We start from the raw sequence: 19,285 nt of genomic DNA, 5'->3' as shown, positions 1-19,285 counted from the left end.
AACCATCGCGCGTCCTCTCCATGCTTTGGAAGACCCATGGAGTTGACCCCTTGCGCAAACCCCTCGCGGCGCTGCTGTCGCTGCTCATCACCCTGTCCGTCCTCCCCGTCGCCTCCGCTTCGGCCGAGCCCGCTGAGGGGCCCGCCCTGCGCGAGCTGTACAGCGCGCCGGTGTCGAGCGACGGGCGCACATCGCTGGACGCCGTCGTCGAGTCGGAAGCCGGAGCCGCCAAGGCGGTCATGCGGCTGCGATCGGAGGGACAGGACGAGCCGTACCTGACCTTCGAGGACCTGACCCTGTCGGGAGGCACCCGCCAGTACGGCACGTGGCGGGCCTCGCCGGTCCAGCTCCGCCAGGGCCGCACCTACGTGGACGTCGAGCTCACCGATGTGTCGGGTGCCAGGACGAGCATCCCTTCGGCCGGTTTCGTGGACTTCCCGGTCACGCGGTTCGAGCTCAGCCAGCCCGTCTCGCCCGCCGATGGGACCGCCAAAGCGTTCGGCGCGAAGGTGAACGTCCTGCACACGATCGGTGTCAGCCGTGTCACCGCCCAGCTCTACAAGTACCTGAGCAACGAGAAGGTCGGCGGCGAGGTCGCCATGTCGGCGGACAAGACGACCGACATGGGCGGCGGGTACACCAGCACCCACTTCGTTTCGGCGGACAACGCCTTCGACCCGGCGCCCGGTTATTACGAGTACGTCGTGACGGCGCGGGACGACAAGGGCGACGCGGTCTCCCGGCGAAGCCTGAAGATCCACCGGGGCATCGCCACCAGCCTGACCGATCTCAAGGCGACGCCCGACTGGTTCGACGCCGACCACCAGCGGCCCACGGTGACGATCACGGGCAGGCTCGTCGACGCGGACGGCCATCCGCGCGCCGGCCACAAGATCACTGCTGAGGGCACGGACGCGTCCACCACGACCGCCGAGGACGGCACGTTCTCCATCGAGACGACCACCGACACGGGCCGGATCGACGTGACCGCCGCCACCTCCGGCGACTACCTGACGACGACCGCCCAGGTCCGGCTGACCGCGCGGGACATCGCGACGCGGGTCTCGGCGCGCGCGAGCGTCACGAACGCCCGCATCGGCGACCCGGTCACCGTCTCCGGGACGCTGGAGCGCCAGACGGCCACGGGTTGGGCGCCGCTCGCCGGGCAGAAGGTCAGGCTCATCTTCCAGGGGATGGGCGGTGCGTGCACGCAGCCGTGGGCGTACCCGGTCACGGACGAGCAGGGCCGCTACAGCCTGACCAGCACCGTCGGATGCGAAGGCGACTGGCAGGTGGACTTCGAAGGCGCCCGCTTCTACTCCCCGTCCGGCAACCGCGTCCGCGTCCATGCCGCTTACGGGACGGCGGTCACGGACGTTAAGGCGAGTCCGTCGCCCGCGCCGTTCGGCGGCAGGTTCTCCCTCACCGGACGGGTCGCTCGGGTGAACGTGCCGGTCGGCCTGGCGCAGGTGAGCGGCGGTGACGTTCATCTCTGGTTCTCGCGGGACGGCAAGAAGTGGTCGTCCGTCTCCACCGCGAAGACGGGACGGGACGGGCGCTTCACCTTCACGCCGAACGCGTCGTACGACGGCTACTGGCGCGTCGACTACGCCGGGACGTACGCGAACATGCCTTCCTACAACCCGGACAGGCCGTCCAGCAGTCGGCCGGTGTTCGTGGACGTGCGGTACCGGACGGCGATCTCGTCGTTCAACGCTTCGCCCGAGCCGGTGACGAGGGGGCGGACGCTGACCGTCAAGGGGAAGATCACCAAGTTCACCGGGACGTGGCGGCCCGGGGCCGGGGCGGCCGTGGTGATCTACTTCCAGGCGAAGGGGTCCAAGACCTGGAAGGCCGTCGCGACCGTGAAGGCCGACCGGAACGGATGGTTCGCCAAGGGGTTCAAGGCGTCCGCCGACGGGACGTGGATGGCGTCCTATGCCGGTAGCGCCGCCTACCTGGGCAGCAAGAGCGCGGGCGACTACGTGGACGTCCGCTGACCGGAGCCGCTGATCCCCTGGCCGGAACGCGCGGTCAGGGGATCGCGCTTGTCCGGGCGGAGCGAAACGGGGATATCGGCGCGCGCCGGAAGCCGGTCGGCCGGTAGCCTCGGGGTTGTGATTGACCTGCGAGCTCTTCGAGAGGATCCCGAGCGGTTGCGCGCGTCCCAGCGCGCCCGCGGCGAGGATGTGGCCGTCGTCGACACCGTGCTCGACCTGGACGAGCGGCGGCGTTCCGCCCAGTCCTCGTTCGAGCGGCTGCGGGCGGAGCAGAAGAGTTTCGGCAAGTCGGTCTCCAAGGCGCAGGGCGACGAGCGGCAGGCGCTGCTCGCCCGCGCGAAGGAGCTGGCCCAGCAGGTCAAGGACGCCGAGGGCGAGGCCACCCGGCTGAACGACGAGCTGAACGACGTCCTGCGGACCGTCCCGAACGTGGTCGAGGACGGTGCTCCGGCCGGCGGCGAGGACGACTACGTCGTGCTGGAGCACATCGGCGAGGTGCCGTCCTTCGACTTCGAGCCCAAGGACCACCTGGAGCTCGGCGAGTCGCTCGGCGCGATCGACATGGAGCGCGGCGCGAAGGTGTCGGGCGCGCGGTTCTACTACCTGACCGGGGTCGGCGCGCGGCTCCAGTACGCGATGCTCAACCTCGCCATGGAGCAGGCCGTCGAGAACGGCTTCGTCCCCATGTACCCGCCGGTGCTGGTGAAGCCGGAGGCGATGGAGGGCACCGGCTTCCTGGGCGCGCACGCCGCCGAGGTGTACCGGCTCCCCGAAGAGGACCTCTACCTTGTCGGGACGTCCGAGGTGCCGCTGGCCGCCTACCACATGAACGAGATCGTGGACGCGCTGCCGCGGCGGTACGCGGCCTGGTCGTCCTGCTTCCGGCGCGAGGCGGGCTCCTACGGCAAGGACACCCGCGGCATCATCCGGGTGCACCAGTTCGACAAGATCGAGATGTTCTCCTACTGCGACCCGGCGGACGCGCACGAGGAGCACCTGCGCCTGCTGAACTGGGAGAAGGAGATGCTCGCCAAGGTCGAGCTCCCGTACCGGGTGATCGACGTCGCGGCGGGCGACCTCGGCAGCAGCGCGGCCCGCAAGTACGACTGCGAGGCCTGGGTCCCGACCCAGAACCGGTACCGCGAGGTCACCTCGACGTCGAACTGCACCGAGTTCCAGGCGCGGCGGCTGTCGGTCCGGTTCCGCGACGGCGAGGGCAAGAGCCGTCCGGTCGCGACGCTGAACGGCACGCTCGCCACCACCCGCTGGATCGTCGCGATCCTGGAGAACCACCAGCAGGCGGACGGTTCGGTCCGCGTCCCCAAGGCCCTCCAGAAGTTCCTGGGCCTTGAGGTGCTGGAGCCCGTCAAGCGCTGACACGAATGAAGGCCCGTCCCCGGAAAGGGACGGGCCTTCACGCATTTTTCAGTGCAGCATGCGGGCGCGGAGCTTCGCGCGCGTGGCGGCGTCGATGCCGAGGCCCTTCGCCAGGAAGGCGTCGAAGGTGCCGAAGTCGCGCTTGATCTGGTCGAACGCGGCGTCCAGGTAGCCGGCCTCGACGCCGAGGAACGGCCGGACGAGCTCGGGGTCGATGCCGACCTGCTTGAGCTTGGCCAGCGTCGCGTCGTTCTGGGCGGCGAGCTCCCGGTTGGACCGCAGGTAGTCGGCGTAGACCTGGCGCTTGCCCACGCCGAGGGCGGTGAGCAGGATCGCGGTCATCGTGCCCGTCCGGTCCTTGCCCGCGGTGCAGTGGTAGAGGACGGGCCCGTTCCCCGCCGCGATCCGCTTCAGCGTCGCCGCGAACTGCGCCCGCGACGCCGGGTCGTGGACGAACCCCCGGTACGACAGCGCCATGAACCCCTCGGCCTTGTTCTTCGCGAGGAACGCCTTGATCACGTCCGGGCCGAGTTCCAGCAGGGATGTCGAGAACGGGTTGATATGCGCCGGGACGGCCGCGACACCGGCGGGCAGCCGGTCCGCGCCGTCCGACCGCACCTCGCCGTCCGAGCGGAAGTCCACGGCGGCCGACAGCCGCAGCCCGGCGAGGGCCTGCACCCCGGCGGGCGTGACCTTGCTCAGCGACGCGGACCGGTAGACCAGCCCATACCGGACGTGCCGTCCGCCCGCCCCGGCGTACCCGCCGACATCCCGCACGTTGACCGCGCCGTCCACCTTGACCACGTGGACGGACGCGGCGTGCGGCGCGGTCGGGGCGGCGTGCGGCGCGGTGGGGGCGGGCGCGGCGAGCGCGGTCGGGGCGAGCGCGGGAACCGGGGCGATCGTCACGCCGCCCGCGACAAGGGCGGCCGCGACCGGCCGGAGGACTCTGGGGGGCATGCGTGGCGACCTTCCAGGCGATCCGATGAACATGAAGAACTTTTCAGCCCCAACCCCATCCCTGGCAAGGCCCAAGTGACCGCTCGGTTGCCGGCGGGCGAAGCCCGGACGGAAGGGGGCAGGTCGGACCGCCGCCGGGGTCGCCTAAGCTCGGGGGAACCGCGGGTTCTGGATCACGCCGCGGACCGGGCACGGTGGAAGGTGACATGGCCGCGCGCACGCCCCGACTGATCGCGACCGACCTGGACGGCACGATCGTGCGGTCCGACGGGACGGTCTCGGCCCGCACGGTCGAGGCCCTCGGACGGGTCGAACGCGCCGGGGCCACGCTGGTGATGGTCACCGGCCGGCCGCCGCGCTGGATGCACGAGATCGCCGAGGCGGTCGGGCACCGCGGCGTCGCGATCTGCGCGAACGGGGCCGTCCGGTACGACCTGCACACCGAGGCGGTGCTCAAGGCCCGGTTGATCGAGCCCGAGGTGATCGCGAAGGTCGTGGAGCGGCTGCGCTCGGCAGAACCCGAGTTCCGGTTCGCCGTCGAGTACCCGGACGGGTTCGTGTTCGAGGCCCGCTACAACCTCGGCCGCTGGGACGCCGACGCGATCGGCGGGCGGCCCGTGGACGGCGAGGGCCTGATCTCGCGGCCGGGCACCAAGCTGCTCGCCTTCCACCCCGACCGGGAGCCGGACGGGCTCGCGCACCGGGCGATGGAGGCGGTCGGCGACCTGGTGACGGTCACGCACTCGTCCGGGCGCGGGCTGCTGGAGATGAGCGCGCACGGCGTCACCAAGGCGACCGCGCTGGCGGAGTTCGTGGACGACCTCGGGCTCCGCGCCGACCAGGTCGTCGCCTTCGGCGACATGCCGAACGACCTGCCCATGCTCACCTGGGCAGGCCGCTCGTTCGGCGTCGCCAACGCGCACCCGGACGTCCTCGCCGCCGTGACCGACACGACCGGCAGCAACGACGAGGACGGGGTCGCGCGCGTCCTGGAAGACCTCTTCCCGGACGCCTGACCTACGGACTCCCGGGCGCCTGACCCGCGGATTCCTGGTCGTCTGACCCGCGGATTCCCGGGCGTCCGGCCTACCGACTCCGGAAGGACCTACAGGTAGGGGCCGGACTGGCGGTGGTTCTCCTGCTCCTCGGCCGGCTGGACCATGCCCGCCGGGAGCGCGCGGCGCATCTGCTCCAGCTGGGCGCGGGCCGCCATCTGCTGCGCGAACAGCGTGGTCTGGATGCCGTGGAACAGGCCCTCCAGCCAGCCGACGAGCTGGGCCTGCCCGATCCGCAGCTCGCTCTCGCTGGGGATCTTGTCCTCGGTGAAGGGCAGCGACAGCCGCTCCAGCTCGGCGACCAGCTCGGGCGCCAGGCCGTCCTCCAACTCCTTGATGGACGACTTGTGGATCTCGCGGAGCCGGGCCCGGCTCGCCTCGTCCAGCGGCGCGGCCTTCACCTCGTCCAGCAGCTGCCGGATCATGCCGCCGATCCGCATCACCTTGGCGGGCTGCTCCACCATCTCGGCGACCGACTTCTCGTCCTTCTCGCCGCCCGAACCGCCCTCGATCGCGATCCCGTTCGGGCCGACCACCAGGACCTGCGGCTCCTCCGACTCCTTGCGCGAAGGCTCGCTCATCTCATCCACCTCGTTTTTCCAGGGTCAGCAGGATCTTGCCGACGTTCGCGCCGTCCTCCATCAGGCGGTGGGCGTGCGCGGCCTCGGCCATCGGGACGGTCCGGTCCACGATCGGACGAACCCTTCCCGATTCCAGCAGCGGCCACACGTGCGCGCGGACGGCGCGCACGATCTCGGCCTTCTCGTCCAACGGACGGGCGCGCAGCGAGGTTGCGTGCACCGCGCCGCGCTTGCGCAGCAGCTCGCCGAGGTCGAGCTCGGCGCGGGCGCCGCCCTGCAGCCCGATGACCACCAGCCGCCCGTTGACCGCGAGCGCGTGCACGTTGCGCGCCAGGTACTTGGCGCCCATGTTGTCCAGGATCACGTCGAACGGGCCGTGCTCGACGAAGTCGTCCTCGCGGTAGTTGATCACCTCGTCCGCGCCCAGCTCGCGGCAGCGCTCGGCCTTGGCCTCGCTGCCCACCGTGCACGCGACCGTGGCGCCGAGGGCGTGCGCGAGCTGGATCGCCATCGTCCCGATGCCGCTTCCGCCGCCGTGCACCAGGAACCGCTCGCCGGGACGCAGATCCGCGATCATGAAGACGTTGTTGTACACGGTGCAGGCGACCTCGGGCAGCCCGGCGGCCTCGACCATGCCGACGCCGCGCGGGACGGGCAGCAGCTGCCCGGCGGGCACCGCGACCTTCTCGGCGTAGCCGCCGCCCGCGAGCAGCGCGCACACCTCGTCGCCGACGTTCCAGCCCGTCACGCCCTCGCCCAGCGCGGAGATCCGGCCGGACATCTCCAGCCCCGGGTACTCGGACGCGCCGGGCGGCGGCGCGTAGAAGCCGAGCCGCTGCAGCACGTCCGCGCGGTTCACCGCGCTCGCCGCGACGTCGACCAGCACCTCGCCGGGACCGGGAGTGGGATCGGGCACCTCGTCCCACTGGAGCACGTCGGCGTCTCCAGGCTCACGAATCACGATGGCGTGCATGAAGTTCACGCTACCGGGCGGCGAACCGGCCGGAACGGCGCGCCGCCCGCCGGGAAAAGGCGAGCTACGACTGTGATATGCGGTGAGAAGCGTCGGTATCCTGCTCATGGTCGTTGCCGTCGTCCATGTCGGTAAAAGATCGTTTAATGGCAGCGCCGAGGGGAGTGACGGTGGCACGGAACGATCAAGACGGTCCCTCGCTGGAGGAGCGCCTCGCCTCCCTGGACGCGATGAGCGGTGATGCCGCCGACGGGGACCGTCCGCCGTCCGAGCCCGCCGACGCCGCGGCCAAGGACGACGCGTCCGGTGACAAGACCGCCGAGCCGCAGCCCGGCAGCGACACCTACCCGGCCCCCGGCCCCACCACTCCGGCGTCAGAGACGACCGGCCCCGCGCCCGGCCCCATCGGCCCCGCGCCCGGCCCCATCGGCCCTGCACCCGGGCCTATCGGTGCTGCGCCCGGGCCTATCGGTGGGCCGCAGCCGTCCGGGCCGGACGATGCGAACCCGTGGCTGACCCCGCCGCCTCCCCTGGACGGCCAGCCGCCTCAGCCCGCGCCCTACGGCGACCTGCCCGCGCCGCCGCCGTACGCGGCCGCGCCGCCGCCCTTCGCCGGCGGCCCCCAGCCTTACGAGGCGGGCTCCGTCCCGCCCGCGCCCTACCCCGGCGCGCCCGGCCCCGGCATGCCCGGACCGGACGGACAGGTCCCGCCGCCCTTCGGCGTCCCGGCCGTCCCGCCGCCGCCCTACACCCCGAACGACCAGGCGCCGGGCAACTGGGGACCGCCCCAGCCGGACGCCCCGTACCCGCCCGGCAACGGCGGGCCCGTCCCGCCGCCTCCCGGCCCTGACCAGTTCGGCGAGCCCGGCGGCTTCGCCCCCTACCCCGGCGCGCCGCAGCCCGGCGCGGACGGCCAGCCGCCGTTCCCGAACGGCCCCGGCTTCGCCACGGACGGCCGCCCCGCCCCGCCCCCAGGCGCCCTCGCCCCTGGCGAAGGCGGCTTCGGCCCGCCGCCGGACGGCTTCCAGCCCGGCCCGGACGGCGGCTTCGCCCCCGGCGGCCCGCCCGCTGGCCCCGAAGGCGGCTTCCAGCCCGGCGCCCCAGGCACCGCGCCCGACAGCAACTTCCAGCCTGGCCCGGACGGCGGTTTCGCACCCCCGCCCGGACCCGAAGGCGGTTTCGCGCCGGGCGCTCCCGGCGCTGGACCCGAGGGCGGCTTCCAGCCTGGTCCCGAGGGCGGTTTCGCGCCCGCGCCCGGCCCCGAGGGGGGCTTCGCGCCTGCACCGGGCCCTGACGGCGGGTTCGCCCCTGGCGGTCCGGGTGCCGGTCCGGAGGGCGGGTTTGCGCCTGCGCCGGGGTTCGGGCCTGGGCCTGATGGCGGGTTCGGGCCTGGTGCTTACGGGCCCGGCATGGGCCCGCAGGGGATTCCGATTCCGCCTGCCGGTGAGCAGGGCGGGCATCCCGGGATGGTCGTCCCGCCGCCTGGCGCGCAGGGCGCCCCTGCCCAGCCCGGCTACGCGCCGCAGCCCGGCCAGCCCGGATATCCGCAGCACCCCGGGCAGCCAGGTCAGCCCGGGTACCCGCCGCAGCCGCAGGGCACGGAGAGCCTGAGCTCCGAGAACCTGCTCGGCGAGCGGCGGATCGCGCCGTCCGGCGGGTGGCGGCGCGCGGTCTACAAGGCGACCGCGGGCAACGTCCACCCGGGCGAGTCGTCCTCCGAGCTGCGCCGCAAGGACCTGGTCGCGCGCGCCCGGACGATGGTCGCGGGCGGGCACCACCGCGTCGCGGTGATGTCGCTCAAGGGCGGTGTCGGCAAGACCACGACCACGACCGGGCTCGGCTCGATGCTGTCGTCGCTGCGCGGCGACCGGGTGATCGCGGTGGACGCCAACCCGGACCGCGGCACGCTGAGCGACAAGGTCCGGCTGGAGACCGCCGCGACGGTCCGCGACCTGCTGAACAACCGCGAGCGGGTGCACCGGTACGCCGACGTCCGCGCGTTCACCTCGCAGAACGAGGCGCGGCTGGAGATTCTCGCGTCCGACCGCGACCCGGCGGTCAGCGAGGCGTTCAGCGCCGAGGACTACTCGGCCGTCGCGGTCGTCCTGGAGCAGTACTACTCGGTCTGCATCACCGACTGCGGCACCGGCCTGCTGCACAGCGCGATGGCGGGCGTCCTCGCGCTCGCCGACCAGCTCGTCCTGGTCAGCTCGCCCTCGGTGGACGGCGCGCGCTCGGCGAGCGCCACGCTGGACTGGCTGGAGGCCCACGACCACGGGCACCTCGTCCGGAACGGCGTGGTCGTGCTGTCGATGGTCCGCAACCGCACCCGCAGCCAGGTCGACCTGGACAAGCTCCAGGCGCACTTCGAGTCGCGGTGCCGCGCGGTCGTCCGCGTCCCCTACGACGACCACCTGGAGGAGGGCGCCGAGCTGGAGCTGGAGGCGCTCGCCCCCGCCACCCGCGAGGCGTACCTGCAGCTCGCGGCCGTGGTCGGCGACGGCTTCGCCTGGCAGCGCCCCTCCGCCACCTGACGCCCGCCGCCCCCACGCAGAGCCCGGCGCCCGTGCTCATCGCCGGGCGCTAGAGTCGCTCGTCGTGGGGAACGGGGAAGACGGGATCTACGTCGGCCGCGCGCCGGTGGACGCGGCGGGCGACCGGGGCTGGCTGCTCGGGCACTTCAAGCCCGAGGGCGACATCCGGCACAGCGAGGCCGTCGAGATCAAGTGGGGCGTGCACCCTGCCGGGCAGCGCCGCGCGCAGTGGGCCGTCGGGGACGAGCGGACCGCCCTGCTCGTCCTGATCAGCGGGCGCTTCCGGCTGGAGTTCCCCGGACGGGACGTCGTGCTCGCCGAGCCCGGCGACTACGTGGTCTGGGACAAGGTCGACCATTCCTGGCAGGCCGAGGAGCCCTCGACGGTCCTGACCGTCCGCTGGCCGTCGATCCCCGGCTTCGCCGTCCCGCAGGAGTGATCCGGAGGCCGTTCACGGCCCGCGGGGCCACTCCTCGGCACGGCAGACCGCTTCCCCGGCTTCGGAGGCCGCTCGCCGGGGGCTACGTCTCGGCGCGGGAGACGACGTTCTGGCTCATCAGGACGCGGATCTCGCGGCCGTGCGAGGTCAGCACCTCGGTGTACGGGCTGTGCACGTCCATGACGTAGCCGACCACCGTGCTGCCGTCCTTCAGCCCCAGGCGCTCCTGCGGCACCCAGACCGTGTCGGTGAGCGCCCCGAGCGCGAACATGCCGAGCCAGACGGCGACGCCGAGGTGCCCGGACGCCTTCTCCAGGTAGGTCCGGGCCGGGCCGCTGCGCATCATGATCAGCACGAAGAGCGTGCTGACCGCCAGCACGACCAGCAGCGTCACCCAGTCCCGCAGGGTGATCAGCGCGGCCGCGAACACCCCGGTCAGGACGCCGAGCATGACCAGCTGGTGCGGCTGCCACTCGCGGTCCCGCACGTGCCGGATGTGGTGCAGGTAGGCGATCGGGAGCAGCACGGCGAGGATGACCGCGGTGACGGCCCCGGCGCCGAGGAACGTCCCGACGACCACGCCGATGACGTCGTCGAAGTTGACGCTGTCGGCGAGCGCGAACGCCACGTCCCAGTGGTAGTGCGCGATCGCGAGCAGGCGGAGCAGGAGGAACAGCAGCCCGCCGAGCGCCATGGCGTTGGCACCGCCGCTTCCCTTGCCCGAGTTCGTCACCGTTCGATGATTCCGGAGCGGGCTCAACCGGTCCGTCAACGCGGGGCAAAGCGTCGGGCGGAGAACGGTGGGAAAAGGAGAACCCCCGAGGAATTCGGGGGTCCGGATAAGCGGAGGCTGTGGGATTCGAACCCACGGAACCGGGAGTGCCGGCTCGACGGTTTTCAAGACCGTTGCCCTCGTCCACTAGGCGAAGCCTCCTGGGGCATCCCCACCTTAGCGTGCGGGGCGAGGGCGACGTCCGGGACGGACGGGGGCGATTGGTAACTTCGCAAGATGGGGGACATCAAGGAGTCGACCACGGTGACCTTCCCCGCAGGGGCGGTCACCGGGCGGTCGCGCGTGGTCGCCGCCCTGCCGGTGGACGGCGGCTGGGGGGTGGTCGTCGCGGAGACGCCGTTCCACCCGCTGGACACCGCCTGGCCCGACCAGCCCGGCGACACCGGCGTGCTGCGCTGGGACGAATTGGAGCTGCCGGTCGCCGACTGCGTCACCGGGGCGGTGCCGCTCGCCGGGGGCGCGCTGCTGACCGGGGAGGACGTCCCGGTCCGGCGCGGCGACCCCGACTGGGCCTGGCTGGTCGTCCACGTGCTGGAGCGCCGCGTCCCCGAGGACGAGGTGGTCGAGCTGGACGTCGAGCCGGTGCGGCGCCGGGCGCTGTCGGCCGGGCACACCGGCTGCCACCTGATGGCGCTCGCGCTGAACGGGGCGCTCGCGGACCGCTGGCGCAAGGACGCGCCCCGGACGGACGCGCTGGGCCGTCCCGACTTCGACCAGCTCGCGATCACCGGGTCCCGGATCGTGCCGAACGGCAGTGTCGACACCTACCGGATCGGCAAGTCGCTGCGGAAGCGCGGCTTCGTCGCCGAGGGACTCGCCGACGAGCTCGACGAAATCACGACCGCCGTGAACGGGCGGCTCGCGGAGTGGATCGCGGCGGACGCCGGGGTCCGGCTGGACGTCCCGTCCGAGGAGCTGACCGCGCGCCGCCTCTGGCGCTGTGACCTGCCCGAAGGCAAGGCGTCGCTGCCCTGCGGCGGCACCCATCTGCGGCGCACGGGACAGCTCGGAACGGCCCGCGTCCGGCTGGAGCTCTCCGACGCCGGGGACGAGCTGGTGGTGGAGACAAGAGTCGAAAGCGCATGAAACGCGCGGAAGGCATCCACTACCCTTCACCGCATGTCAGAGCAGATACCGAATGATCCGGCCGGTACGACGCACCAGTTCCAGAACTTCGTCGCGCAGGGGCAGCAGCAGCCGGCCAAGGCGGCGCCCGGCGGCAACGTCGGGCTGATCGTCGGGATCGTCGCCGTGGTGGCCGTGGTCGCCCTCCTGGCGGTCGTGCTCGCCACGATGATGTAGCGCGGGGCTTAACGGCCGCTTTCGGAGAAGTGCTGGTAGTCGCGGGTCCCGTTCCAGGAGCCGCCCCAGCCCCACCCGATCGAGGCGAACGCCTTGACCGTCGGGTCGCCCGCGTGGATCAGTCCCGGGTCGCGCCGGTCGCGGTCGCCGTACTTCACGCATTTCGGGTGGTCGATATGCCCGTCCGCCGTGACGTACGGGTTCTCGCAGGGGTTGATGTCGACCGCGAAGCCGTAGGCGTGCTGCGACCAGTGGCTGGCGCCGGTCGCGTTCCGGCAGTTGAAGGCCGAGGTGTTGTCGTCGTCGATGGAGTCGTAGTCGCTGCCCTTGTAGGCGTCCACCGGCACCATCTTGCGGATCGGGTACTTGTTCTCGAACAGCTTGCGGAACACCGACACCAGATCGCGCGCGGACGAGGCGTTCACGACGAGCTTGCCGTCCGGGTGGGGCTTGTTGTCCATGCCCCAGTAGTTCATCACGATCATCCGCAGCCCGGACGGCGCGACCGGGCAGCCCGAGCGCCACGAGCTCGGCAGGTCCTTGGCCTTCAGCCCGTTGATCTCCGCGTGGAACCGGTTGAGGTCCATAGAGGGCGAGCTTGTGGACGTGGGCGTGCCGACCGTCCCGTTCACGGTCGGCGGCGTCGCGGACGACGCGCTCGACTCGGGCTTGGAGGAGCCGTGTCCGCATCCGGTCGCGGCGGTCGCCGCGAGGGCGAGGGCGGTGGCGAGCGCGGTGGTCCGGCGGCCCGCGTCCGAGCGCGTCCGCCTCGTCCCGGACGGGGTTTCGGACGCGTCGGCGGCGCGGTCGCGGACGGCACGGATCCGGGAGCTGGGAGTCCGGTGGAGCGGCATTCCAGCAGGATGGCACGGTCGGCGGCCTTCGCGTGGGACCTTGGATTCGCTACCGTGCGGGGAGGGGCGCGCCCGCGCGCGAAGCCCGGCGCACGACCGGAACCCGGCGGACACGCCGTGGCCGCGGGCCCCCGCCGGTCCGAGGGGGAGCGATGACGCAACCTGGGGACGAACAGGCCCCCAGCCTGGAAGACGAGATCTTCTCGGTGGCGTCCTCGGTGGAGGCGCCGCCGTCCGACCAGCCGCGCCTGCACTGGGAGCGGCCGCCGCGGCTGCCCGTCCGGCGCGACCTGTGGGTCGGCCTGGCCGGCGCGCTGACGTTCACGTTCGTCGACCTGATGATGATGTACGCGCCGCTGATGGCGTCCCGGCGGCCGAGCACGCTGCCGCAGTTCGTCGCGCTGATCGTCGTCGCGTTCGGGCTCGGCTCGCTGCTGGCCTGGAAGGTCGGCGGCGGCTGGCGCCCGTTCGGCTTCGGCATGATGCTCGGCTGGGGGTTCCTGACCCTGGTCTCCGTCGGCTTCCTCACCGGCCTCGGCCTTTAGGGACCGTCGCGGAGCGGTTCGGGGGACGTGCCGGCGACGCTCAGCCGGCTTCGATGCGTTTGAGGACGGCGGAGAAGGCGCGTCCGATGGCCTCCAGGTCGGCGGGGTCGATGACGTCCACGAAGTAGTCCCGGACGGTCTCGACGTGGTCGCGGGCGGCGCGGTCGAGCGCGTCGAACCCGGCCTCGGTGAGGAAGGCGTAGACGCCGCGCTTGTCGTTCGGGCAGTTGTCCCGGCGGACCAGGCCCTTGGCCTCCAGCCGCGAGCAGGTGTGGGACAGCCTGCTGCGGGACTGGCTGGCGTTCTCGGCCAGCTCGGCCATCCGCAGCCTGCGCTCGGGCGCCTCGGACAGCCGGACGAGGATCTCGTACTCCGAGACCGACAGCCCGTGCTTGGTCTTGAGGTCGCGGTCCATGATCTCGGTGAGGCGGACGCTCCCGTCCACGAAGGCGCGCCAGTCGCGTTGCTGGGAGGCGCCGAGCCAGCGCGGTTCCGTCATGCGGCGAGTATACCCGCATGTTGAATCTTCAACTAAGTGCCGCTACAGTGGGCCCCGGACGGAATAGTTGAACCTTCAATCTTGTTCCGGCCGACAAGCCCCGGCGCCGGTCCGGGACGCGATCGAGAGGAGACGCCATGCCCGCCGTGCTGGCCGACCCGATGACCCTGCCCCGCCTGCCGCGCCTGGGCCGGGAGGGTACCGACTGGCGGCGCGTGGCCAAGGTCGTCACCGCCGAGAAGCACGTGGAGGGCGAGGGCTTCCAGGTCCGCCGCCCGTTCCCGACCGTGAGCCTGGCCATGGCCGACCCGTTCCTGCTCCTGGACCACATGGGCGCCGTCGAGTACGCGCCTGGCGAGGCGAAGGGCACCCCGTGGCACCCGCACCGGGGGTTCGAGACCGTCACCTACATCATCGACGGCGCGTTCCAGCACCAGGACACCACCGGTGGCGGCGGCCTGATCGCGGACGGCGCCACCCAGTGGATGACCGCGGGCGCGGGCATCCAGCACATCGAGCAGCCGCCGCCGGAGCTGGTCGCCAAGGGCGGGCTGTTCCACGGCGTCCAGCTGTGGGTGAACCTGCCGCGTGCCGAGAAGTGGACGAAGCCGCGCTACCAGGACATCCGCGCCAACGATGTGAAGCTGCTGTCGTCCGACGACGGCTCGTCCCTCGTGCGCGTGATCGCCGGGCAGGTCGGCGGGTTCGAGGGGCCGGGCATCACGCACACGCCCATCACCTACCTGCACGCGACGATCGCGCCGGGAGCGCGGCTCACGCTGCCGTGGCCGCGCGACTTCAACGCCATCGCCTACGTCCTGTCCGGACGCGGGACGGTCGGTGTCGAGGAGATCGGCCTGGACGAGGGGCAGCTCGCGGCGTTCGCCGGGTCGCACCACCAGGGCGAGACGGACGGCCTGATGCTGCAGGCGGCCGCCTCGCAGCCGACGGCCGGCCAGAACGGCTGGGAGGTGCTGATCCTCGGTGGCATGCCGCTGCGCGAGCCGGTCGCGCGCTACGGACCGTTCGTGATGAACACGCGCGACGAGATCGTCCAGGCTTTCGAGGACTTCCAGGCCGGACGGATGGGCACGATCCCGGCCGAGAAGCTCCCGCACCTCTCCGACCGCGACGAACCCCTCGCCTAGGACGAAAGGAAAGTCCGGACGGGCGGAAACGTGCTCCATGTCCGGGCAATGCACGCGAAACGGCCGCGCCTCGCCGAGGCGCGGCCGTTTCTTCGCGGGGTGGCGTGACGGACGCGGCGGGGATGCGCTACTGTGTTCGAACAGTTCGAACACAGGTTCGATCAAGCCTCGACCCGCTCCGTCCGGAGGTCCGCATGGTGGCTACGGTGGCCGCTCCCTCGCTCCCGCACTCGCGGGTGCGCCCGGGCGCGACACGCCGTAGGCCTTTCTACGGAAATCTACGGCCGCAGCTATATGGCCTCATAGAGTCCGAGACCGTGGATCCCGTGCGCAACCCCTACGCCCCGGGCGCGGGTCAGCGCCCGCCAGAGCTGGCCGGACGCGACCGCGAGCTGAAGCAGTTCGAGGTCGTCCTGGAGCGGGTGGCGCGAGGCCGCCCCGAGCGCAGCATGATCATCACGGGCCTGCGCGGTGTCGGCAAGACCGTGCTGCTCAACACCTTCCGCTCCATGGCCATGCAGCGGCTGTGGGGCACCGGAAAGATCGAGGCGCGGCCCGACCAGTCGATCCGCCGCCCGGTCGCGTCCGCGCTGCACATGGCCGTTCGCGAGCTCGCCCCGCGGCACCGCGCGCCCGACCGCATCGAGTCCTTCCTCGGTGTGCTGAAGGCGTTCGCGCAGGCCGGGCCCGAGGAGGACGCCAAGGGGAAGGCGCGCGTGCACCGCTGGCAGCCGGGCATCGACGTGCCCGCCTCACGCGGCCGCGCCGACTCCGGCGACCTGGAGATCGACCTCACCGAGCTGCTCGCCGACGCCGCGTCCGTCGCGACCGACGTCAGCGCCGGCATCGCCCTGTTCGTCGACGAGATGCAGGACATCCCGCCCGACGACGTGTCCGCGCTGTGCGCCGCCTGCCACGAGCTGTCGCAGAGCGGCGGGCCGCTGATCGTCGTCGGCGCGGGCCTGCCGCACCTGCCCGCCGTCCTGTCGGCGAGCAAGTCCTACTCCGAGCGGCTGTTCCGCTACACCCGCATCGACCGGCTCGACCGGGTCTCCGCCGACTTCGCGCTGCTCGCCCCGGCCGAGCGCGAGGACGTCACCTTCACCCAGGACGCGCTCGACGCCCTGTATGGCGCCGCCGACGGCTACCCCTACTTCGTCCAGGCGTACGCCAAGGTCGCCTGGGACGTCGCCCCCGACACCCCCATCACCGTCGACGACATCAAGGTCGCTGCGCCCGAGGCCGAGAGCGAGCTGGCCGTCGGCTTCTTCGGCAGCCGCTACGAGCGCGCGACCCCCGCCGAGCGCGACTACATGCGCGCCATGGCCGCCCTCGGCGACGACCCCGTCCCGACCGCCGCCGTCGCCGAGGAGCTGGGCCGCAAGCCGTCCAGCCTCTCGCCCGCCCGCGACGGCCTGATCAAGAAAGGACTGATCTACAGCGCCGAGCGCGGCCTGGTGGCCTTCACCGTCCCGCACTTCGGCAACTTCCTCCGTTCCCAACCCGCCTGACAGGCTGGTCAGGGTTCTCTACGGCTCTCTAGCGTCGCCGGTAGAAACCGGTAGACGGTGGCATCGTCCTGCGCCGCTACTCCTGTCTACCGCTCTCTAGCGCTGGCCCTAGATATTCGTAGAAAGCTGTGACGAGTGAAATATCGGGCTGCCTAGCGTCAGCGCTAGAGAGTCGTAGATTTGCCGATGGGGACGTCCCATCGCGTTCTCTACGGCCTTCTCGTGATGCCGCTAGAGAGCTGTAGAGAGTCCTCGCGTCCGGTGGCTGGGAGCAGCGCGTGCCTGACGTCCCGGTCCCTCGCGGCGGTCGAGACGGCGAAGACGATCTCCATGTCGGTGCCGTGCAGCCGCGCCGGATACACCAGGAAGCGGTGGCAGCCCTCCCGCCACACGTCCAGCGGAGCGGCGCTGACCAGCGCGTTCTCGAACTCCAGCCAGGTACTGCTGGCGTACAGCGTCGCGAAGGTCTCGCTGAGCGGGCTCGGTCGGCGCTCGCACGGGACGTCCCGCCGCGCGCGCAGCCCGAGCACGAGCGCCGACCGCGCGTCGCCCCGCGCGCGGTCGCGGACGCGCTGGCAGAGCAAGGCCAGCTCGGGGGAGAGCGACGCGAACAGCGCCAGCTCCAGCGCAAGTACGCCCACGACCCGTCCCGCCCCGAGCCGCAGCACCTCCACGCCCGCCCTGGACGCCCCGAGCGACACCACCGCCGCCGCGGTGAACAACACCGCGCGCAACACGCTGCGCCGCCCGACCCGCTTCGCGCTGAGCCCGCCGAAGCAGCCGCACCCCGCCTCCGGCCTGCGCGCCCGCAGTTCCAGCACGGCCCAGGTCGCCCCCGCGAACCCGACCGCCGCGACCACCCGCACCCACAGATGCGACGACAGCAGCAGCGCGAGCCCGACCACCCCCTCGACCAGCCCGAGGACGATCCCGGCCCGCCGGTTCCGCAGCAGGAGCAGCATCCGCGTCGGCCGCTGCGCGACCGGAACGCCGTGCACCCGCACTCCGTCATGCGCGTGCGGCGCGTCCGAGACCGGCTCCCGCACCGCCAGCTTCGCCAGGCACGCCGCCAGCAGGACCCCCGCCAGCATCAGCACCTGGACGTTCTGCACCACCGTCACCATGCCCGGCCCTCCCTGGTCTCCGCTGCCCACCGCACCGTCACGTTGAAGCACCCGGCGTCGAGATCCCCTCCCAGCGCCGCGAACGCCACCGGCCCGAGCTCGGCGATCCGGCCGCGCGGCGACGTCCCGCACTCCACGCACCGGTCGCAGAACCGCGCCGCGACGCACCCGCACTCGGCCACGACCGCCTCCGCGCCGCGTCCCGAGCAGTCGTTCACCATCTCCAGCCCGCTGCCCACCGACAGCAGCGGCAGGGGGACGCAGCCGGGGGGTGCCTCCGTACACCCCCCGGCCGCCCCCTCCCCGTCCACCGCCGGGTACGCGACCGCGTAACCCGGCGGACCTCCCCCCAGCTCTCCCCCCTGCCCGCCCCTCGCGCCCTGCCCGGACCGCGCGTCCCAACCCGCCCCCGAGCCCTGACCCGTCCACGCCTCCCGGCCCGAGCCCGAGCCTCGGCCCGTCCACCCGTCACGGCCCTGGCCTGAGCCTTGGCCTGCCCATGCGTCACGGTCCGGATTCGCGCCTTGGCCGCTCCAAGCGCCCGGGCCTGCTCCGGCGCCTTGGCCGGTCCACGCGTCCTGGCCGAGGTTCGGGCCTTGGCCCGTCCACGTGCCTTGGCCCGAGCTTGCGCCCTGGCCGGATTGCGGGTTGCGGGGGGCTGCGGGGGGTTGGCCTTTTCGTGGGCGGTGCCTGGTTAGGGAACCTTGGCCGGTCCAGGGGCCGTGGTCGATCAGCGGGCGTCCGCGGGTTGTTGCCGGGCCGCGCACTGCTTCTGGGGCTTGGCCTGGTTCTGGGGGGAAGGTCGTGTTGTCGGCCATGCCGGTGCTCTGGGGGGTGCCGGGCCAGCCGTACCAGGTGGCCGTGCCCTGCGTCTCGGCCGGGACGAGGGCGTCCGGCGCGGGGGAGGCGAGGTCGTCGGCCCGGTGGCCCGGCTGGGACGTGGCGGGCGCGACGGCGCGCGGACCGTCGGGGGAGCGGACGCACAGGACGTCCACCAGGTAGCCGGGTTCGAGCCGCGGGTGCCGCACCTGGACGAGCCGGAGCGACCGCGCGTCGAGGGCGACCCGGGCCCGGCCCCGGTGCGGGCCCAGATCCACCTCCAGCGCGTCCGGACGGGCGGACAGCAGGGTCCCGGTGACCCGTCCGATGTCGACCCAGACCCGGTCGGCGGCGAGGCCGCCCGCGTCCATCCGGACCAGCGCCTGCCGGCCGGGGCGCAGCGCGGCGGGGCCCCTGCGCCCGCCGTGCCACACCGCGGTGGTCGGGGTCATCGGCAGCCGGGCCTCCCCGGCGGCCGTGGCCAGCACCAGCACGTGCGGGCTCGCGTCCAGCACGGTCCCGGTCAGGACCCGCAGTGGAGGCGCGGGCGGGGCGGGCGGCGACGGCGGCCCTCCGCCCAGCACTGCCCGGCGGTACCGCCGCCGGGCGGACGGATCGCGCTGTGCGGGCATCGCTGTCCTCCGGCTGTCAGTCGGTGCAGTCAAGGTTCACGCCGCGTGGTCACTCTGTCGACGGATTTGTCGCCATAAGTCGCTGAGCGGAGTGGTTTTCCATTACTCGGGAGAATCATCCTCCACCGGGTTGACCCGA

Annotated in this window: 18 protein-coding genes and 1 tRNA gene; 10 read left to right on the top strand and 9 right to left on the bottom strand. The window is 72.5% G+C overall.

Annotation, left to right across the window (positions count from 1 at the left end; translation table 11 throughout):
- Positions 1-50 precede the first annotated feature (50 nt).
- Together FHU30_RS16620 and serS are read left to right on the top strand one after the other, a co-directional pair.
- The gene (locus FHU30_RS16620; protein WP_253876713.1) at positions 51-2,000 is read left to right on the top strand and encodes a carboxypeptidase-like regulatory domain-containing protein; all 1,950 of its coding nucleotides are present in this window, start codon (positions 51-53) and stop codon (positions 1,998-2,000) included.
- A gap of 117 nt (positions 2,001-2,117) precedes the next feature.
- A complete protein-coding gene (serS, locus tag FHU30_RS16615; protein ID WP_253876712.1) occupies positions 2,118-3,377 on the top strand; it encodes a serine--tRNA ligase in 1,260 nt (419 codons plus the stop codon).
- Positions 3,378-3,425: 48 nt separating this feature from the next.
- On the opposite strand, the gene FHU30_RS16610 is transcribed toward serS, so the two are convergent.
- Positions 3,426-4,337: a tyrosine-protein phosphatase gene (locus tag FHU30_RS16610; RefSeq protein ID WP_253876711.1), complete on the bottom strand. Its 912-nt coding sequence runs from the start codon at positions 4,335-4,337 to the stop codon at positions 3,426-3,428.
- A 206-nt stretch (positions 4,338-4,543) separates the two neighbouring features.
- Here FHU30_RS16610 and FHU30_RS16605 point away from each other — a divergent pair, with 206 nt between their 5' ends.
- Entirely contained in the window at positions 4,544-5,353 is an 810-nt protein-coding gene (locus tag FHU30_RS16605; RefSeq protein ID WP_253876710.1) for a Cof-type HAD-IIB family hydrolase, read from the top strand.
- An 89-nt stretch (positions 5,354-5,442) separates the two neighbouring features.
- Here the strand turns inward: FHU30_RS16605 and FHU30_RS16600 are convergent, their stop codons facing one another.
- Entirely contained in the window at positions 5,443-5,973 is a 531-nt protein-coding gene (locus FHU30_RS16600) for a bacterial proteasome activator family protein (protein WP_253876709.1), read from the bottom strand.
- A 1-nt stretch (position 5,974) separates the two neighbouring features.
- Positions 5,975-6,946 carry an NAD(P)H-quinone oxidoreductase gene (locus tag FHU30_RS16595; RefSeq protein WP_253876708.1) on the bottom strand — a complete coding sequence of 324 codons (972 nt, stop codon included), beginning with the start codon at positions 6,944-6,946 and terminating at the stop codon, positions 5,975-5,977.
- 170 nt (positions 6,947-7,116) lie between these two features.
- On the opposite strand from FHU30_RS16595, the gene FHU30_RS47090 reads away from it, so the two are divergent.
- Both FHU30_RS47090 and FHU30_RS16585 read left to right on the top strand, forming a co-directional pair.
- Positions 7,117-9,480, top strand: a complete 2,364-nt coding sequence (locus tag FHU30_RS47090; RefSeq protein ID WP_308211312.1) for a MinD/ParA family ATP-binding protein — start codon at positions 7,117-7,119, stop codon at positions 9,478-9,480.
- Positions 9,481-9,544: 64 nt separating this feature from the next.
- Positions 9,545-9,919, top strand: coding sequence for a signal peptidase I (locus tag FHU30_RS16585; protein WP_253876707.1), 375 nt, complete (start codon positions 9,545-9,547; stop codon positions 9,917-9,919).
- A gap of 82 nt (positions 9,920-10,001) precedes the next feature.
- Here the strand turns inward: FHU30_RS16585 and FHU30_RS16580 are convergent, their stop codons facing one another.
- Both FHU30_RS16580 and FHU30_RS16575 read right to left on the bottom strand, forming a co-directional pair.
- On the bottom strand, positions 10,002-10,652 hold the full coding sequence (locus FHU30_RS16580) for a hypothetical protein (RefSeq protein ID WP_253876706.1): 651 nt from the start codon (positions 10,650-10,652) through the stop codon (positions 10,002-10,004).
- A gap of 111 nt (positions 10,653-10,763) precedes the next feature.
- Positions 10,764-10,853: transfer RNA gene (locus tag FHU30_RS16575), tRNA-Ser, on the bottom strand.
- A 75-nt stretch (positions 10,854-10,928) separates the two neighbouring features.
- On the opposite strand from FHU30_RS16575, the gene FHU30_RS16570 reads away from it, so the two are divergent.
- Both FHU30_RS16570 and FHU30_RS16565 read left to right on the top strand, forming a co-directional pair.
- Positions 10,929-11,798: an alanyl-tRNA editing protein gene (locus tag FHU30_RS16570; protein WP_253876705.1), complete on the top strand. Its 870-nt coding sequence runs from the start codon at positions 10,929-10,931 to the stop codon at positions 11,796-11,798.
- Between the two features lie 33 nt (positions 11,799-11,831).
- On the top strand, positions 11,832-12,014 hold the full coding sequence (locus FHU30_RS16565) for a hypothetical protein (RefSeq protein WP_253876704.1): 183 nt from the start codon (positions 11,832-11,834) through the stop codon (positions 12,012-12,014).
- Between the two features lie 8 nt (positions 12,015-12,022).
- Here FHU30_RS16565 and FHU30_RS16560 read toward each other — a convergent pair whose 3' ends face one another.
- Positions 12,023-12,868 carry a M15 family metallopeptidase gene (locus FHU30_RS16560; RefSeq protein WP_253876703.1) on the bottom strand — a complete coding sequence of 282 codons (846 nt, stop codon included), beginning with the start codon at positions 12,866-12,868 and terminating at the stop codon, positions 12,023-12,025.
- 152 nt (positions 12,869-13,020) lie between these two features.
- Between FHU30_RS16560 and FHU30_RS16555 the strand changes: the two genes are divergently transcribed.
- Entirely contained in the window at positions 13,021-13,413 is a 393-nt protein-coding gene (locus tag FHU30_RS16555; protein WP_253876702.1) for a hypothetical protein, read from the top strand.
- A 40-nt stretch (positions 13,414-13,453) separates the two neighbouring features.
- Here FHU30_RS16555 and FHU30_RS16550 read toward each other — a convergent pair whose 3' ends face one another.
- A complete protein-coding gene (locus FHU30_RS16550; protein ID WP_253876701.1) occupies positions 13,454-13,912 on the bottom strand; it encodes a MarR family winged helix-turn-helix transcriptional regulator in 459 nt (152 codons plus the stop codon).
- Positions 13,913-14,049: 137 nt separating this feature from the next.
- On the opposite strand from FHU30_RS16550, the gene FHU30_RS16545 reads away from it, so the two are divergent.
- Both FHU30_RS16545 and FHU30_RS16540 read left to right on the top strand, forming a co-directional pair.
- Positions 14,050-15,060 carry a pirin family protein gene (locus tag FHU30_RS16545; RefSeq protein WP_253876700.1) on the top strand — a complete coding sequence of 337 codons (1,011 nt, stop codon included), beginning with the start codon at positions 14,050-14,052 and terminating at the stop codon, positions 15,058-15,060.
- A gap of 326 nt (positions 15,061-15,386) precedes the next feature.
- Positions 15,387-16,571 carry a DUF8462 domain-containing protein gene (locus FHU30_RS16540; RefSeq protein WP_443612891.1) on the top strand — a complete coding sequence of 395 codons (1,185 nt, stop codon included), beginning with the start codon at positions 15,387-15,389 and terminating at the stop codon, positions 16,569-16,571.
- Positions 16,572-16,780: 209 nt separating this feature from the next.
- On the opposite strand, the gene FHU30_RS16535 is transcribed toward FHU30_RS16540, so the two are convergent.
- Together FHU30_RS16535 and FHU30_RS16530 are read right to left on the bottom strand one after the other, a co-directional pair.
- Positions 16,781-17,695 (bottom strand): MauE/DoxX family redox-associated membrane protein, encoded by a 915-nt coding sequence (locus tag FHU30_RS16535; RefSeq protein WP_253876698.1) that lies wholly within the window; start codon positions 17,693-17,695, stop codon positions 16,781-16,783.
- Positions 17,689-19,146 carry a hypothetical protein gene (locus tag FHU30_RS16530; RefSeq protein ID WP_253876696.1) on the bottom strand — a complete coding sequence of 486 codons (1,458 nt, stop codon included), beginning with the start codon at positions 19,144-19,146 and terminating at the stop codon, positions 17,689-17,691. Before FHU30_RS16530 ends, FHU30_RS16535 begins: the two co-directional genes overlap by 7 nt.
- Between the last annotated feature and the right edge of the window lie 139 nt (positions 19,147-19,285).

This window comes from Actinomadura rupiterrae, assembly GCF_024172125.1.
GTDB lineage: Bacteria > Actinomycetota > Actinomycetes > Streptosporangiales > Streptosporangiaceae > Spirillospora > Spirillospora rupiterrae.
This window is presented reverse-complemented; position numbering and strand designations above follow the sequence as displayed.

Bases quoted from the DNA above. Each gene is read 5' to 3' on its own strand.
- FHU30_RS16610 (WP_253876711.1), bottom strand. From the start codon at position 4,337: ATGCCCCCCAGAGTCCTCCGGCCGGTCGCGGCCGCCCTTGTCGCGGGC.
- FHU30_RS16605 (WP_253876710.1), top strand. From the start codon at position 4,544: ATGGCCGCGCGCACGCCCCGACTGATCGCGACCGACCTGGACGGCACG.
- FHU30_RS16600 (WP_253876709.1), bottom strand. From the start codon at position 5,973: ATGAGCGAGCCTTCGCGCAAGGAGTCGGAGGAGCCGCAGGTCCTGGTG.
- FHU30_RS16595 (WP_253876708.1), bottom strand. From the start codon at position 6,946: ATGCACGCCATCGTGATTCGTGAGCCTGGAGACGCCGACGTGCTCCAG.
- FHU30_RS16570 (WP_253876705.1), top strand. From the start codon at position 10,929: ATGGGGGACATCAAGGAGTCGACCACGGTGACCTTCCCCGCAGGGGCG.
- FHU30_RS16565 (WP_253876704.1), top strand. From the start codon at position 11,832: ATGTCAGAGCAGATACCGAATGATCCGGCCGGTACGACGCACCAGTTC.
- FHU30_RS16560 (WP_253876703.1), bottom strand. From the start codon at position 12,868: ATGCCGCTCCACCGGACTCCCAGCTCCCGGATCCGTGCCGTCCGCGAC.
- FHU30_RS16555 (WP_253876702.1), top strand. From the start codon at position 13,021: ATGACGCAACCTGGGGACGAACAGGCCCCCAGCCTGGAAGACGAGATC.
- FHU30_RS16550 (WP_253876701.1), bottom strand. From the start codon at position 13,912: ATGACGGAACCGCGCTGGCTCGGCGCCTCCCAGCAACGCGACTGGCGC.
- FHU30_RS16545 (WP_253876700.1), top strand. From the start codon at position 14,050: ATGCCCGCCGTGCTGGCCGACCCGATGACCCTGCCCCGCCTGCCGCGC.
- FHU30_RS16535 (WP_253876698.1), bottom strand. From the start codon at position 17,695: ATGGTGACGGTGGTGCAGAACGTCCAGGTGCTGATGCTGGCGGGGGTC.
- FHU30_RS16530 (WP_253876696.1), bottom strand. From the start codon at position 19,146: ATGCCCGCACAGCGCGATCCGTCCGCCCGGCGGCGGTACCGCCGGGCA.